Below are 16251 nucleotides of genomic sequence, written 5' to 3'. Positions count from 1 at the left end.
GCCCCCCTGAAACGAACCGCAGGGGCAGAAGAAGCCGCGAATGCGGCTGCTTCTGCATCCTGCTAGCGGAAGCGCACCCGGAAGAGGACCGAGTACAGCAGCGGTACCACGAACAGCGTCAGCACGGTGGCGAAGGCGAGACCGAAGATGATGGTTACCGCCATCGGTTGGAACATCGCCGTGCCGCCCCACCACAGCGGCATCAGGCCGAGGACGGTGGTGGCGGTGGTGAGGAGGATCGGCCGCAGGCGCTGCTGACAGGCGTCGACCACGGCCTGGGCCGGTTCTTTGCCGAGCTCCTCGCGTTCGATCTTGATGCGATCGAGCAGCACGATGGCATTGTTGATGATGATGCCCGACAGGGAGATCAGGCCCAGCAGGGTGAAGAAGCCGAAGGACGAGCGCGCCACCAGCAAGCCGAAGGTGACCCCGATCAATCCCAGGGGAATGGTCGCCAGGATGATGACCGGGCGCCGGAAGGAGTTGAACTGGCCGACCAGCAGCAGCAGGATGGCCATGCCGGCGAGGGGCAGCTTGGCGCCGATCGAAGCGTTGGCCTCGTCGGAGCTCTCCGACTCGCCGCCCTCCTCGTAGCGATAGCCGGAGGGCCATTCGTCGCTGGCCTGGGCCAGCCAGGGGGAGAGCTCGGCGTTGACCTCGGCGGCGGTGATGCCGGGATCGAGGGTCACTTGCAGGGTCATGGTGCGCTCGCGGTCTCGCCGCTCGACGACCCCGGGCTCGAAGGCCAGGCGGACGTCGGCCACCTGCTTGAGGGGCACGGTGCTGCCGGTGGCCTGGGAGTAGACCGAGAGGGCGTCGATCTTGCCGAGGTCCTGGCGATCGGCGGCGACCGAGCGCAGAGTGACCGGAATCAGCTTGTCGCCCTCGCGATACTCGGTCATCTCGATGCCCGCCAAGCTGGCGTTCAGCGAGTAGGCGACGTCGTCGCTGGTGACGCCGGCAAGGCGGGCGCGCTCCTGGTCGACCTCGACCACCAGCTTCTTGGTTTTGACGCCCCAGGTGTTCTTGACCGAAGCGACGGTGGGAATCTCGTACAGGCGGGCGGTGATCTGGTCGGCTAGCCGATAGAGCGGCGCCAGCTCCGAACCGCTGATCCGGATCTGGATCGGATAGCCCACCGGCGGCCCGTTCTCGAGGCGCGCAATCTGCGTCTGGAGGTCCGGGTGCTGCTCTCGGATATAGCTCTCGAGGCTCGAGATGATCTCGTCGACGTACCGTCCCTCGGAGGTCTTGCCGATCAGGAAGGTGTTGGCAGGATTGGCGTTGGGCGGATCGAGGACGAGGGTGAAGCGCGGTCCCCCTTCGCCGATGAAGGTCAGCCAGTGGGTCAGCTTGGTGACGCCGTCGGCGCTTTGGTGGAAGGTGCGATCGAGGTAGTCGTCGATGTCCGCCATCACCTCCTGGGTGGTTTCGATCGACGTGCCGAGGGGCATCTCGAGCTTGCCCGAGAACACCGGGTCCTCGGATGGGGCGATGAAGATCTGCGGCACCCAGCCGAGGCCGAAGATCGCCAGCACGAAGGCGGCCAGGACGACCAGGCCGCTGAGCGCCTTGAAGCGCAGGGCGCGCACCAGCAGGCCGCGGTAGAGGCGGTACCAGCGGCCGCTGAAGACCTCCTCATCGTCGCTCTTCACGGCACCCTTCTTGAGCTTCAGGGCGACGGTGGTGAGGAGCGGAATGAAGGTCATCGCCAGCAGCCACGAAGCCAGCAGAGTGATGGTGACGACGTAGAAGATGTCGGCCGTGTACTCGCCGACGGCGGATTCCGCCAAGGCGATGGGCATGAAGGCGGCGGCGGTGGTCAGGGAGGAGATCAGCAGCGGCGTGATCAGCTCCTTGCCGGACTCGACAGCGGCCGGGATGGCGGCCATGCCGCGCTCCCGTTTTACCAGCACCGACTCGACCATGACGATGGCGTTGTCGACCAATAGGCCGAGGGCGATGATCAGCGCCGCCAGCGAGATCTGATTGATGGTGATGCCGACGGCCTGCATGACGTAGAAGGTGATGATCATGGCGCTGGGAATCAGCGTCGCCACCACCATGCCGGTGCGCAGGCCGAGGGTGAAGATCATCACCAGGATGACGATGCCGATGGCCTGCAGCAGGCTGGAGACGAAATCGTCGATATTGGCCTCGACCAGCTCGGCCTGGAACCAAACCTTTTCGAGCTCGATGCCCCAGGGATAGCGCGCCTGTATCTGGGGAATTTCGCGATCGAGAATGGCGCCGAGCTTGAGGATGTCGCCGCCCTCGCGCATCGAGACGGCGATGGCGATCGCCGGCGTACCGTTGATGCGGGCGACGCTCGACGGCGGATCGATGGTGTCGCGGTAGACGTGGGCGATGTCCTCGAGATAGACGACGCTGCCGGAGGGCAGCTGGAGCACCGTGCGGCGCAGATCCTCGACCGACTCGAAGTTACCGGTGGGCTCGAGCACAATGCGCTCGCGGCCGCTCAGGACGTTGCCGCCGGAGGACAGGATGTTGGCGCTCGCCAGAGCTCCCGAGAGCTGCTGCGGCGACAGGCCGAGCTCGCGCAGGCGGGCGTTGTTGTACTCGACGTAGACGACCTCCTGCTGGGTGCCGTGTAGCGAGACCTTGGCGACCTCGGGGATCTTGAGCAGGCTGTCGCGGATCTCGTCTGCGATGTCCTCGAGCTCGGCGTACTCGTAACCATCGCCGGTGAGGGTGTAGACGCTACCGAAGACGTCACCGAACTCGTCGTTGACGAAGGGACCCTCGATGCCTTGCGGCAGGTCGCCTTCGACATCCTGCACCTTGCGCCGCAGATCGTCGAAGATCGGGCGCATGTTCTTGTAGCTCTCGAGGAAGTTGACGAAGACGATGGAGATGCCGGTGCGCGACTCCGAGGTGATGAAGTCGACCTCCGGCATCTCCTGGGCCTTCTTCTCGATCTTGTCCGTCACCAACTGCTCGACGCGCTCGGGGCTGGCACCCGGGAACTGGGTGGTGATCACCGCCGTGCGCACGATGAAGCCGGGATCCTGCGCCTTCGGCAGGGCGACATAGGCGAGCATGCCGGCGAAGAGCAGCAGGCCGACCACCGTCAAGGTGACCCGGTTGCGGCGAATGGCGACTTCGGTCAGGGACACGCCGTCAGCCCTCCTCGAGGAGGACTTCGAGTCCATCCCGGATCACCGACACGCCGGCGGTGATCACCCGTTCTCCGGGAGCCAGGCCGGCGGTGATCTCGGCGCCGTCGGCAGTCAGCTCGCCGACGCTCACCGAGCGGCGGCGGACGACCCCGCTGCCGGAGCCCTCACCCTCGGCGAGGAAGACGTAGGTTTCGCCATCGCTCTCGATCAGCGCCGAGAGGGGGATCAGGAAGCGCTCACCGCGGGTGCTGTTGGCGAGCTCGAAGCGCACCTCGGCGGCGAGGCCGGCGCGCAGCTCCGGGTGCTCCCCTTCGAGGGTGACGGTGGCCGGAAAGGTGGCGCCCTGACGGGCGGCGACGCCGACCTCGGTGAGGCGTCCCGAGTAGGCCTGCCCCGGCTGGGCGTCGAACTGCACTTCAGCGGCCATTCCCGGTGTGAGCGAAGCGATCAGGCTTTCCGGTACCGACAGGTCGACCTCCAGACCCTCGCCGCAGTTGACTGTGGCGACGGTGCCGCCGGTGCTGACGTTCTCGTTGATTTCGACGTCGATGGAGGCGACGGAGCAGTCCGTCGAGGCGGTGAGACGGGTGTAGGAGACGTTGAGGCTGGCGAGCTCGAGCTCTTTCTCGGCGGCGCGCACCTGGGCCCGGGCCGACTCGGCGTTGGCGCGGGCGCCATCGAGATCGGTGCGCGAGGCGTTGTTGTCGGCGTAGAGGTCCTTGGTGCGCTCATAGGTCGCCGAAGCGTTGCGCTCGGCGGCCTTGGCCTGGGCCAAGCTGGCCTGGGCCTGCTCCGCCTGGAGCTCGAACGGGAAAGGGTCGAGGCGCGCCACCAGCTCGCCGCGGCCCAGCTCTTGACCGACCTCGACCGGCAAGGCCACCAGGGTGCCGCCGACCTTGAAGCTCAGGCGCGAGGTCTGACGGGCTCGGGAGGTGCCGGAGAAGGTGCGGGTGCGACTGCCGTCGCTGGCTTCGACGGTCACCGTGCGTACGCTGCGCGGAGCTTCCTCGGTCACCATTTCCTCGGCGGCGCAGGCGCCCAGGAGAAGAAGCGTCGGGGCGAGCAGGCGGCGGAGGTGGGTCATGGCGATTCCTCTCCTTGGGTCAGGCTGCGTTTGATGTCTTCGAGGGTTTGGCGGCGTTCTTCCGGATCGAGGAAGAAATCGAACTGACCAACGGCTCGCTGCACGTTCATCAGGTCGATGAGGAACTCGTAGACCGTGCTGGCGGCGCCGAGCTCGGCGCGCAAGGAGGCATTCTGGGCATCGAGCAGATCAAGAATGCCGGTGGCCCCTTCGCGATAGGAGGCGGTGACCAGCTCGAGGTTGCGTCGTGAGGCCTCGGCAGCCTGCTCGGCGAGGGGAATGTTGTTGTAGGAGGCGTTGGCGAGGTGCAGATTGGAGCGAATGCCGAGCTCGATCTGCTCGCGCAGCGAGGCCAGGCGGTGCTCGACGGCCTCGATCTCGAGGCGCCGCTGAAGCTGACGGCTCTTGCGGGCGCCACCGGTGTAGAGGGGCAGCGTGGCGGAGACCGCCACCGACCAGTCCTCCTCGCCCTCGAGGCCCGGTGGCCCGGAGCGGCTCTCGCTGACCACGTCGCTGGCCTGCCCCTGGAGGGAGACTTCCGGCGAGTAGTAGGAGCGCCGCTCGGAGGTGAGCTGCCGTTCGAGGACCGCCAGGCTGCTCTCCAAGGCACGGATCTCCGGCGCTCGCTCGAGGCCGTCCTGAACCAGTTGCTCGGCGAAGGCCTGGAAGGAGCCGGGGTTGTCGATCAGCTCGCCGATCTCGTTCTCCGGGTCGAGAAGCTCCGGGTCGTCGAGGGTCGATGGGGTGATCGGGCGCCGTTCCGTGAGCGGGCGATTGAGCACGCCGTTGAGGCTTTCGTAGGCCCGGTCGCGGTCGGTGACGGCGTCGATGGCGGTCTGCCGCGCCCCCGCCAGCTCGCTCTCCCAGCGATAGACGTCGGAGGGGTTGGAAGCGCCGATGCGGACCCGGTCCCGCGCCAGGTCGAGGTTGGCGCGGGTGACCTCGAGGTTGTTGCGTTGCACCTGCCACTGGGTTTCGGCGAGCTGTACATTGAGGAACGCCAGGGTGGCTTGCTGGATGGTGTCGAGGCGGAAGGCCTCGAGGTCGTCGCGGGCGCCGTCGAAGGCGAGCTGTTGAATCTCGACGCCGGCGCGGGCCGATTCCGACCACAGGAGCTGCTGCAAGGACAGGGCGGCCGTCAAGCTGCGTTCGGCGACCGCACCGGACTCGACCGCCGAGCTGCCGGAGCGCAGTTGATTGCCCTGCAGGCTGGAAGAGACCTGGGGACGCCAGTTGGCCCGCGCCTGGGTGATGTTCTCCTCCTGGGCGCTGGTGTCGTAGCTCTGGGCGAGATAGGCGAGATTGTTGCGCACCGCCTCGCGGGCGACCTCGGCGAGGGTCCAGGGGGCGCCGTCGGTGGGTGGCTCGGCGTTGACCAGCTCGGCCTCGATCAAGACCGAGTAGGTCGGCCAGATTCCGAGGGCCCGGGCCGTGGCCATGTTGAGGAACAAGCGGCGCTTTTCGAGAAAGTCGACCGGCAGGCGCGACACGTCCTCGCCGAGGAGAGCCCCCTGCAACTGCAACGCTGTCTTGCGGCCGATGCGCTGCCAGTTGGAGCGTCGCGTATCGGCCACCAGCATGCCGCGCTCGACCATGTCGTCGCCATCGAAGCTGAAGCTCGGTAGCCCGCGCTCGATCAATCCCTCGACCAGGCGCTCGAGGGCGGCATCGCTGAGGCGATCGGCGCCGCCGATCATCACGGCGTCGACCTGCGGCGGAATCATCCCGACGAGGTCGCCTTCCGGGTCCGAGAAAGGCAGCAGGACGATCTCGACGCCGGCCCCCTTGGCGATCCGGGTCGCCTGCTCGGCGACATCCGCCACCGCACCGAGAACGACGGCGTCGACCAGCACTCCGAGGGTGTCGAAGTCGGTGACCCGACGGAAGGACTCGAGGTCGACGGAGAAGTCGGTGGTGCCGGTCAGATAGGCGAGATTGGCCTTGCCCGAGCCCACCCCCTGGCGCGGCAGGCCGAGCAGGCTGGCATCGAAGACGATCGGCAGCAGGGTGGGCTTGGTGAACCGCTCGCGCTTGCCGAGGATCTGATTGGCCAGCACGCCGGTCACGACGACGGCGTCCACGCGCGGGTCGGCGTAGGCCTCTTCGAGGGCCCGATTGATTCCGTCGGCGGTCCAATCGCCTTCCCAGACGAGGTACTCGACCTCGAACTCGTCGGCGAGCAGAGCGTCGATCTCCTGGCGCAGGTTCTTCGAGGCGACGTCTTCCTGAGGTTGGGGCCCGTCGCCGATCAGAGCGACGCCGATGGGTTCGGCGACGGCGGGCAGAGCGAGCAGGAGGGGCAGCAGCCAGTAGGCGATGATTCTAGGCACGCAGTGCTCCTTGGAGTCGGAACTGGATTGCGGCGAGTCTAGCGCTGTGCGCCGGGAGAGGGAACCCGTAGCGCCCGCCTTACGCGGCGTGACCTGTGGCGGTGCCGCGCCCGACCCGGCGTGAACGGGCCGCCTTGGATAGGAAGCAGAAGCACGGCCGCCGCCTTGGCCCGGGGCGTTGCGCCCGAGGAGGGCAGGGCGGCGGCGGGCGCTAGACGGTCGAGCCGACGGCTATCGGGGCGAGCCAGTGGTCGTGCTGCGGGCTGCTGCCGTCGAAGATGCCGCGGAAGCGCTGCTGCAGGTCACGGGTCAGCGGGCCCGGCCGGCCATCGCCAAGGGCGAGGCCATCGACTCGCCCGACGGGCACGATCTCGGCGGCGGTGCCGGTGAGGAACATCTCGTCGGCGGCGTACACCCGCTCACGGGTGAGCTGATCCTCGCGCACCGCCACTCCGAGGTCGGCGGCGAGGGCGATGACGGTGTCGCGGGTGATGCCCTCGAGCACCGAAGCGGCGAGGGGCGGGGTCACCAGGGCGCCGTTCTCGACCACGAAGATGTTCTCGCCGGCGCCTTCGCTGACGAAGCCGGCGGTGCTGAGGGCGAGACCCTCGGTGTAGCCGTGACGGCGCGCCTCCTGAGAGATCAGGCGGGAGCTCAGGTAGTGGCCGCCGGCCTTGGCCATCAGCGGAGTGCTGTGGGACGGCGGGCGCACCCAGGACGAAAAACCGACCTCGATGCCCTGCTCGTGGGAGTCGGCTCCCAGGTAGGCCCCCCACTCGAAGGCGGCGATCGACACCTCGACGTCGCAACCCTGACCGGTGAGGCCGAGACCGCCGGCGCCGAGGTAGGCGATCGGTCGCAGGTAGGCCTCCTCGAGATGATTTGCGGCGACCACCTGGCGGCAGGCCTCCTCGATCTGCGCCACCGAGTAGGGCATCTCGAAACGATAGATGCGGGCCGACGCGAAGAGCCGGTGGATGTGATCCTCGAGGCGAAAGATCGAGGGTCCGAGATGACTGCGGTAGGCGCGAATCCCCTCGAAGACGGAGGTTCCGTAGTGCAGGCCATGGGTCATGACGTGCACCGTGGCCTGCTCCCACGGCACCAGCTCACCGTTGTGCCAGATCCAATCTGCTCGCTTGCTCATCGCTGCTCTTTCACCCACGCGCTGCGAAGTTGGTGGAATAACCAAGGCCGGGTATCAGGATAACCGATTCCCGGTCCCCTGGAGTCAGGCTTCGGGAGAGAACTCGTCACACCACCATCAGGGGCACCCGGCTTTGCCACCAGGCTTCCTCGAAGCGGCCCGTCACCTCCGCCGCGAGCTCGGTGCTGGAGAGGATCACGGAGTCCTCCTCGGCGATGTCCGGAGTGCGCAGACCCTCCGCCAGAACCTCGTCGACGGCGCTTTCCAGGCGCACGGCGAGCTCTTCGAGACCGAGACTGTGGCGCGCCAGCAGTGCGACGCTGAGGAGCGCACCGATGGGATTCGCCAGCCCGGCTCCAGCGATGTCCGGCGCCGAGCCGTGGACCGGCTCGTAGAGACCGAAGGTCGACGCCCCCAGGGAGGCCGATGGCAATAGGCCGAGGGAACCGGCGATGGCGGCGGCTTCGTCGCTCAGGATGTCTCCGAACAGATTGCCCGTCAGCACGACGTCGAGGTCGGCCGGCCGGTGCAGCAGGTCCATCGCCAGGCGATCGACATAGCAGTGCTCGAGCTGGACCGCCGGATAGGCGCTGCCGACGGCGGTCACCGCGCGGCGCCACTGGCGCATCGAGGCCAGCACGTTGGCCTTGTCGACGGAAGTGACGCGCTGGCGCCGACCGCCGGCGAGCTCGAAGGCGACCTTGGCGATGCGGTGAATCTCGCGATCGCTGTAGGACAGGGTGTCGAAGGCGTCACCGTCGGCGCTCTGCTCGGCCCGTCGGCCGTAGTAGAGGCCGCCATTGAGCTCGCGCACGAAGAGCAGGTCGACACCGTCCAGGCGCTCGGCCTTGAGCGGGGCGAGGGAGGTCAGGGCCTCGAACCGCGGCACCGGCCGCAGGTTGGCGAAAAGCTCGAAGTGGCGGCGCAGGGTGAGCAGAGCCTGTTCCGGAGTCAGACCCTCGGTCGCCGTCGGAGCCGACGGGCTGCCGACCGCCCCCAGAAAGATGGCGTCGGACGACTCGCAGGCCGCGAGGGTGGCCGGCGGCAAGGCGGTGCCGTGGCTCCGCAGGGCGGCGGCGCCGATCTCTGCGACATCGAGCTCGAGGCCGAGGCCGCTGACCCGCGACAGGCTCTCGAGGGCGCGCTGGGCCGCCGCCGTGACCTCCGGACCGATGCCGTCTCCGGGGAGCAGGGTGATGCGGGCGCCGGCGCTCATGGCCGCCTTCCGAAGCCCTCGAGGGCGTGGGTGTCGACCGGCGACGGGTGAATCCGTTCCCAGCGCTCGTACTCCTTGCGGCGGGCCAGCAGGTAGTCGAGGGAGTCGATGCCGAGGAGCAGCCGGTGGCGCGCCAGCGGGGAGATCTCGAAGCTCGTTACGCTGTCGCCATAGCGCACATGCTGTTGCCGCAGATCGACCTCGATCTGCTCCTCCGGATGCTGCTGAACGGTGCGCACCGCCCGGTCGTGGAAGGGGACCTCGATCTCGACCGCCAGCAGACCGTTCTCGAGGGCGTTGTGGCGGAAGATGTCGGCCAGTCGCGGCGCCAGCACGACGCGGATGCCGTAGGCCATCAGGGCCCAGACGGCGTGCTCCCGAGAGCTGCCGCTGCCGAAATTCTCACCCGCCAGCAGAATGCTGCCGCCGCCGTGGGGCGGATGATCGAAGGGGCTGTCGGGACGCGCCGAGCCATCCTCTCGGAAGCGCCAATCGGCGAGCAGGGCGCGGTCCAGGCCCGCCTTCTCGGTGGTCTTGAGAAACCGCGCCGGCACCAGCTGGTCGGTGTCGACGTTGGGTTGCGGCAGCGGAATGGCGCGGTCGCGGTGGACTTCCAGTCTACGCATGGAGAACCTCCCGGGGGTCGCAGAGGACGCCGCGCAGGGCGGCGGCTGCAGCGGTCAACGGGCTCGCCAGCACGGTGCGGCTGGCGGGGCCCTGGCGACCTTCGAAATTGCGGTTGCTGGTGCTGACGGCGAGCTCGCCGGGGGCCACCCGGTCGCCGTTCATGGCCAGGCACATGGAGCATCCCGGCCGGCGCCATTCGGCACCGGCGCGGCGAAAGACGTCGTCGAGACCTTCTTCCTCGGCGGCGCGCTGGACCTGCTGCGAGCCGGGCACCACCAGCATGCGGACCCCCGGAGCCAAGCGCCGGCCGCGGAGCAGTGCCGCGGCGGCCCGCAGGTCGGGCAGGCGACCGTTGGTGCAGCTGCCCAGGAAGACGGTGTCGATGGGCTGACCGGCGACCGGCTGGCCGGCTTCGAAGCCCATGTAGCGCAGCGCCCGGTCGAAGGCCGGCCGCTCCGCCGGAGCGACGCTGTCAGCCGCCGGGATCTGGCCATCGATGGCAACGGCGGTTCCGGGATGGGTGCCAAAGGTCACCATCGGGGCGACGCTGCCGGCGTCGAGCTCGAGGCGTCGGTCGAAGCGCGCCCCGGGATCGCTGCGCAGCTCGCACCAGCGGGCGACGGCTTCTCGCCAGCGGCCGTCACGGGGTGTGCCGGGACGGCCCGCGAGGTAGTCGAAGGTGGTCTCGTCGGGGGCGATCAGGCCCGCTCGGGCGCCGCCCTCGATCGACATGTTGCACACCGTCATGCGGCCCTCCATGGAGAGATGGCGGATCGCCCGGCCGCGGTACTCGAAGACGTGGCCGGTGCCGCCGGCGAAGCCGATCCTGGCGAGCACGGCGAGGATCAGATCCTTCGCCGTCACGCCATCCGCGAGCCGGCCCTCGAGGCGGAGCTCGAAGGCCTTGGGGCGGTGCATCAGCAGGGTCTGGGTCGCCAGCACCTGGGCCACCTGGCTGGTCCCGATGCCGAAGGCCAAGGCGCCGAAAGCGCCATGGGTCGAGGTGTGGCTGTCGCCGCAGACCACTGTCATGCCCGGTTGGGTCAGGCCGAGCTCCGGGCCGATGACGTGGACGATGCCCTGGCGCGGGTCGTCGAGGTCGAAGAGGGGAATGCGGTGCCGGCGGCAGTTTTCGCGCAGCGTTTCGAGCTGCCGGTGGGCCTGGGGATCGAGCAGCGCGAAGCGGCCGGCGTCGAGCTGCGGGTTGGTCGGAGTGGAGTGATCCATGGTGGCGACGGTCTGACGCGGTCGGGCGACCGGCAGATCGCGCTCGGCGAGCTGGGCGAAGGCCTGAGGTGAGGTCACTTCGTGGATCAGATGGAGGTCGATGGCCAGCGCGTCCGGCAAACCGGCCGTCGCCTCGCCCGGCAGAGTGTGACCGTGCCAGATCTTGTCGAGCAGGGTGGCAGGCGTCGCCATGGCTCAGCAGGCCTCCGAGCGTTCTACTCGGGACGACGTCGCGGCAGGATCTTTGCGGCGGGCTGGGGTGGCCGCCAGGAGGCGATTGAAGGCCGAGAGCAGGGCGCGGGCGGTGGCGACGACGATGTCGATATCGGCGCCGTAGCCGGAGAACCGGTGCTCGGCGTCGGCGCCGTGGAGATGTACCGAAACCTCGCCGACGGCGTCGGCCCCGGCCCCGCTGCTCAGCACCCGGTAGTCGGCGAGCCGCGCCGCCGGCGTGATCAAGCTACCCATGGCGCGGAACAGGGCGTCTACGGGGCCCGGACCGACGGCGGCGGCGGCGGTTTCGGTGCCTTCCCGGTCGCGCAGCCGCACGGTGGCGCTGGCGGTCTCCGGCTGGCCGCAGACGACATGCAAATGGACCAGCTCGAAGACCCCCTCCGGGGCACCGATCTCGTCCGCCGCGAGGGCTTCGAGGTCGCCGGCGGTGAGGGTCTTCTTGCGATCCGCGAGGTCCTTGAAGCGCGCGAAGGCGTCGTCCAAGGCGCGGCCCTCGAGATGGAATCCGAGCTCCTCGAGGCGCTGCCGGAAGGCATGGCGGCCGCTGTGCTTGCCGAGCACCAGCTCGCTGCGTTGGCGACCCACCGTCTGGGGCGTCATGATCTCGTAGGTCTGGCGGTGCTTGAGCATGCCGTCCTGGTGGATGCCGGCTTCGTGGGCGAAGGCGTTGTCGCCGACGACGGCCTTGTTGGGTGCCACCGCGAAGCCGGTGAGCTGGCTCGCCAGTCGGCTGCTGCGGGCGAGCTCTTCGGTGACCACGGTGGTGTGCCAGGGCAGGGCATCGCGGCGGGTGCGAAGCGCCATCACCAGCTCTTCGAGGGCGCAGTTGCCGGCCCGCTCGCCGATGCCGTTGAGGGTGACCTCGGCCTGACGGGCGCCGGCGGCGATGCCGGCGAGGCTGTTGGCGGTGGCCAGGCCGAGGTCGTCGTGGCAGTGGACGGACCAGGTCACGGCCGGGGCGGGAATCTGTTCGCGCAGGGTCGCAATGAGATCGCCATAGTCCTGCGGTAGGGCGTAGCCGACGGTGTCCGGGAGGTTGAGAACCCGCGCTCCGGCGGCCACCGCGGCGGCGAGCACCTCGGCGAGGAAGGCGGGGTCCGAGCGGGTGGCGTCCTCGGGGCTGAACTCGACCTCGGCCCCCAGCTCCCGGGCCTGCTCGACCGCCGCGACGACCCGCTCGAGAACCTGGGCCGGGGTCATACAGAGCTTGTGCTCCATGTGCAGGGGGGAGGTGGCCAGGAAGGTGTGGATACGCGGCCGGGCCGCTCCGGCGACTCCCCGCCAGGCCGCGGCGATGTCTTTCTCCTGGGCTCGCGCCAGGGCGGCGATGGTGATGTCGGGCTGCCCTCCGATCTCCTCGGAGATGGCCTGGACGGCGGCGAGATCGTCACGGCTGGCGGCCGGAAAACCGGCCTCGATGACGTCGACCCGCAGGCGGGCGAGCTGACGAGCCACGCCGAGCTTCTCAGCCTGGTTGAGGGAAGCGCCGGGGCATTGCTCCCCATCCCGCAGGGTGGTGTCGAAGATTTCGATCCGGCAGCTTTCGTTGGTCATGGCATTGCCCTTTCGTTTGAGCTCGGCCCCAGAAAACGAAAAAGCCCCCGGCTTTCGCCGGGGGCTTTGCATCGTTCAGATCTGGTGGGATCGACGGCGCTAGGTTGCCCCCGGCGAGATGTCGCGAATAAGGACCAGAAGAAGAACGAGGCTGGCGGCCGCCAGGCAGAGATCCGCCAACAGCGCAGCGGGCTGCGGCAGGGAGCGGGACGGAAGGCGACCGGTCGAATGCATTTGACGGCGGAGTGTAGGGGCGCTGTGGAGGCGTGTCAAGGCGATCCGCCGATTCTCGCAGTTCTACCGCGGCTCGGTTGCCGGGTTCCTCGTCCGGGGCTTGCTCCGGCGCCGGGCCCGCTAGTCGTTTTCTAGGGTGGGTCCGAGACCAGCTCGACGCGATTGCGACCGGCCGCCTTGGCGCGATAGCAAGCCTCGTCGGCGCGGCGCAGGAGCTTCGCTGGATCTTGCGGCAGAGTGCGCGTCACGATGCCGCCGACGCTGGCCGTCAGGGACAGACTGTCACCGCCGGGAAGGGGCGCCAGCGGTGCTTCCTCGAGGGCTTGGCGAATGCGCTCGGCGATCGCCCGGACTTCGTCCGCCGCGCTGTGGGCGACCAGGACGACGAACTCCTCGCCACCCCAGCGGAACAGCAAATCGGTCTCCCGCAGGGAGCCCTCGATGCGGCGGGCGGAGCGGGCGAGGGCCAGATCACCGACCTCGTGGCCGTACTGGTCGTTGACGCGCTTGAAGTGGTCGAGGTCGACGAACATCAGGCCCAGGCCGAGATCCAGTCGGCGGCTGCGCTCGGCTTCGCGGGCGAAGGCTTCGCCGAAGGCGCGGCGGTTCCAGCAGCCGGTGAGCCCGTCGATCAGAGCTTCGCGCCGCTGCCGCTCGCCGATGCGGGCGAGGGCGGTGGAGAAGATGCCCGTCGCCAGGATCAGGGCGGTCGAGAGCAGGCCCATGGCGAGGACGATCTCGCGCAGCTTGGGGAGCAGCAGCTCGCCGTCGGTGGTGCGGGCGTCGAGGGCCACCTCGATCGAGCCGAGGGCCTGGTAGACGCCGAGGAACACCACCAGCCCCAGAATCGCGAAGGCCAGAACCGTGAGGGCGACGCCGTGGGTGGCGTTGAACTCGCGCCGCGGCGGATTGACGAACTGACGATCGATCCAGGGGCGGGCATGGGGACCGACGAAGCGCAACAAGGGAATGGCGACGACCACCAGCTGGAGGAAATCGCCGGTCACCCAGCCGCGCCAAATGCGCTGCCCCATGGTGGGGTCGAGCTGATGACTGGAGTTCCACAGGATCGCCGCCAAGGAGCCAGTCACCGCCGCCACCAGGCCGGCGGCGACGAACCAGGCCAGGTCGCGGCCGCGGCGGAGGTCCGGATCGACCCGCAGGGCCACCAGGGCGCCCCACAGGATGAGGGTCTCGATGGCGCCGGCGAGGGCGAAGATCAAGGCCATCGGCCAGTCCATGCCGCTGGCCAGGGCGCTGGCGAGATTGGCGAGGTAGATCGGCACTATCGCCCAACCGGGGCCGATCCAGAGGGCCACCAACACCGAGAGCAGAAAGGGTGGATAGAGGGTGACCTGCAGAGGCAAGCCGAAGAGTGCGAGCTCGGAGCCGTTCCAGCTCATCAGCACATTGGCGATGCCGAAGGCCAGACTGACGGCGATGATCGCCAGCCAGAACACCAACACCCAGCGCAGGCGCCGCACCGAGTCGGCGGAGCGCAGCTCGCCCAGGCTCCACCAGCCGGGGCCACGGGGCGAGAGATCGTTGTGCATGGAAGCCGAGCTGATCATGGCGGTGGCTCTAGATTCTAAGGGCTGGGGACCCGAGGGTCTTGGCCCGGCGCTGCTGAGAACTTACAGACCCGGAGTGTGTGCCCTTCAGTCTTCGGGAACCGAAGGGCCGGAACGGCGGTCAGAGTCGGTATGCCTCTCTACAGCTCTTGGCTCGATCCGCGGCTGATCTCGGACGAGATGTTGGGCTTTTTCTGGCCGACCCTCGTGGCGAGCCTGGTCTGGTCCCTGCTGGTGGCGCGCCCCGGTCGCCGGCGCAGCACTGGTCCTGGACTCTGGCTGCTGCCGTGGTGGATTTGGGCCCTGCAGGCCAATCACTACCTGCGCTGGTGGGCCCTCGGTCACAGTTCCTTCGAGCGGGTTGCCGACTTCTTCGCCGCGGCGGTGCTCCACGCCACGGTGATCGCGGTCAGCGTGCTCATTCCGACCTTCGGGGCCCTCCCAGGGCTGTGGCGGGCAGCGCGTCATCCCAGCCGACTGCACCTGATGGCGACTCTCGTCTTGGTCGCCGGAACCCTGCTCGAAAACGCTCTGATCCTCGTTCAGCGAGTGCACCTGGCGCTGGGACAGTGGTCCTAGTCGGTAGCTCCTCTTCGGCTCTTTCGGGCGCAAGGTCGTGGGTTGCTGAAGATGCAAGGCGGCGGTCGGCGCAGCGACACCGCCGTCTCTGACGGCGGTGATTCTCAGCGGAATGGAGGGCGCCTGGCCCTCCCTCGCGGGTTTGCTGGCGGCTCGACCGAGAGTGGAGTCACCGGGCTGCGAGGGCCGCTTGGAGCTTGTCTCCGAGATGGGCGAAATCGGCCATTTGCAGGAAGTCGGCTCGCGAGACCCAGCGCCAGTCTTCTGATTCTTCGAGGTCGATGACCACCGCGGCGTTCGATCGGCGGCAGCGGAAGAGAAAGCGTAGATCGTGGTGGAAGTGTGCCGGCTCGCCCTTGCGCGGATTGGCCGGGATGGCGTGAACGTTGATGTCGAAGGGCAGACTTTCGGCACCCGGCAGATCGAGCAGCTCGAGGTCTTCGAGGGAGGTCTCCTCCGCGACCTCCCGACGGGCTGCCGCAATCGGGGATTCCTCGCCGCAGTCGAAGTGACCCCCGGGTTGGATGAATTTCCGCAGATTCTTGTGAAACAGGAGTAGCACCTGGGCGCCATCGGCCGAGAGAACGATGCCGCTAGCGGTGAGGTGGCCGACGAAGTTGTGACGGGACTTGAGATCGGCGTCGCGGGGGAACTGTGCGATCAAGCGACTCAGGGGCTCGAGCTCATCCCGCTCCCGTGGGTAGACCGCGAAGTAGTCCTCGACGATTGTAGCGATCATGGCCGGCGCTCGCGAGCGCTGGGAGCCAGCAGCGCGACGGCCACCAGCAGGTCGAAGCTCAGGCAGGGCAGGGTGTACCAAAGAGGGGCGAAGTGACGGCCGCCGGCCGAGAGGTGCAATCCGACGTCCCACAGCGGATGGAGAGCCCATCCCGCGACCAGCCAGTAGCGAGAGCCGCGCAGGCCGAGCCAGGCCAAGGCGCCGTAGAGGCCGACGCCGGCGATCTCGATCGCCAGCCAGAGGGGAGGGTCGGGGGCTCGCAAGGCGAAGAGGACGTAGACCAGCGCTGCGACGACCAAGCCCTGGGCGAAGACGATGCGCCCGCGAGAGCGGCCGTAGGCCACGAAAGGCAGCGCCAGAAGGAGGCCGAGAATCAACCAGAGAATCGTGCTCACGGCCGAAGACTAACCGCAAACCGGAAGGTCGCCGAGGGAACCGGAAGCGCCGAAGTTGTTGCGATTGCTGAGATGGCAGTACGTCATTGCGTCCTGACGTTCAGCCTGGTACCATCCGCGTCAGTTCAATTAGAGAATCAGTAGATCTCTTGAATAACTCAAGAGGGCGACCGG

12 protein-coding genes are annotated in these 16251 nt (G+C 68.2%); 1 reads left to right on the top strand and 11 read right to left on the bottom strand.

Going from position 1 to position 16251, the window contains the following annotated elements:
• Positions 1-62: 62 nt before the first annotated feature.
• The 9 genes from AAF604_19150 to AAF604_19110 form a co-directional block, all read right to left on the bottom strand.
• Positions 63-3137: an efflux RND transporter permease subunit gene (locus tag AAF604_19150; GenBank protein ID MEM7051791.1), complete on the bottom strand. Its 3075-nt coding sequence runs from the start codon at positions 3135-3137 to the stop codon at positions 63-65.
• Positions 3138-3141: 4 nt separating this feature from the next.
• Positions 3142-4224, bottom strand: coding sequence for an efflux RND transporter periplasmic adaptor subunit (locus AAF604_19145; protein MEM7051790.1), 1083 nt, complete (start codon positions 4222-4224; stop codon positions 3142-3144).
• Positions 4221-6554, bottom strand: coding sequence for a TolC family protein (locus AAF604_19140; GenBank protein MEM7051789.1), 2334 nt, complete (start codon positions 6552-6554; stop codon positions 4221-4223). The genes AAF604_19145 and AAF604_19140 overlap by 4 nt, the downstream gene beginning before the upstream one ends.
• A gap of 211 nt (positions 6555-6765) precedes the next feature.
• Entirely contained in the window at positions 6766-7701 is a 936-nt protein-coding gene (locus AAF604_19135) for a branched-chain amino acid transaminase (GenBank protein ID MEM7051788.1), read from the bottom strand.
• A 106-nt stretch (positions 7702-7807) separates the two neighbouring features.
• Entirely contained in the window at positions 7808-8917 is a 1110-nt protein-coding gene (gene leuB / locus AAF604_19130) for a 3-isopropylmalate dehydrogenase (protein ID MEM7051787.1), read from the bottom strand.
• Entirely contained in the window at positions 8914-9543 is a 630-nt protein-coding gene (gene leuD, locus AAF604_19125) for a 3-isopropylmalate dehydratase small subunit (GenBank protein MEM7051786.1), read from the bottom strand. Before leuD ends, leuB begins: the two co-directional genes overlap by 4 nt.
• Positions 9536-10963: a 3-isopropylmalate dehydratase large subunit gene (gene leuC, locus AAF604_19120; GenBank protein MEM7051785.1), complete on the bottom strand. Its 1428-nt coding sequence runs from the start codon at positions 10961-10963 to the stop codon at positions 9536-9538. The genes leuD and leuC overlap by 8 nt, the downstream gene beginning before the upstream one ends.
• A 3-nt stretch (positions 10964-10966) precedes the next feature.
• Positions 10967-12559 (bottom strand): 2-isopropylmalate synthase, encoded by a 1593-nt coding sequence (locus tag AAF604_19115; GenBank protein ID MEM7051784.1) that lies wholly within the window; start codon positions 12557-12559, stop codon positions 10967-10969.
• A 365-nt stretch (positions 12560-12924) separates the two neighbouring features.
• Entirely contained in the window at positions 12925-14364 is a 1440-nt protein-coding gene (locus tag AAF604_19110; protein ID MEM7051783.1) for a GGDEF domain-containing protein, read from the bottom strand.
• A gap of 132 nt (positions 14365-14496) precedes the next feature.
• Between AAF604_19110 and AAF604_19105 the strand changes: the two genes are divergently transcribed.
• Positions 14497-14943, top strand: coding sequence for a hypothetical protein (locus AAF604_19105; GenBank protein MEM7051782.1), 447 nt, complete (start codon positions 14497-14499; stop codon positions 14941-14943).
• Positions 14944-15112: 169 nt separating this feature from the next.
• Here AAF604_19105 and AAF604_19100 read toward each other — a convergent pair whose 3' ends face one another.
• Together AAF604_19100 and AAF604_19095 are read right to left on the bottom strand one after the other, a co-directional pair.
• Positions 15113-15682: an NUDIX domain-containing protein gene (locus tag AAF604_19100; protein ID MEM7051781.1), complete on the bottom strand. Its 570-nt coding sequence runs from the start codon at positions 15680-15682 to the stop codon at positions 15113-15115.
• Positions 15679-16077 carry a hypothetical protein gene (locus AAF604_19095; GenBank protein MEM7051780.1) on the bottom strand — a complete coding sequence of 133 codons (399 nt, stop codon included), beginning with the start codon at positions 16075-16077 and terminating at the stop codon, positions 15679-15681. Before AAF604_19095 ends, AAF604_19100 begins: the two co-directional genes overlap by 4 nt.
• Positions 16078-16251: the final 174 nt, after the last annotated feature.

It is taken from the genome of Acidobacteriota bacterium (assembly GCA_039028635.1).
Lineage (GTDB): Bacteria > Acidobacteriota > Thermoanaerobaculia > Multivoradales > JBCCEF01 > JBCCEF01.
This window is presented reverse-complemented; position numbering and strand designations above follow the sequence as displayed.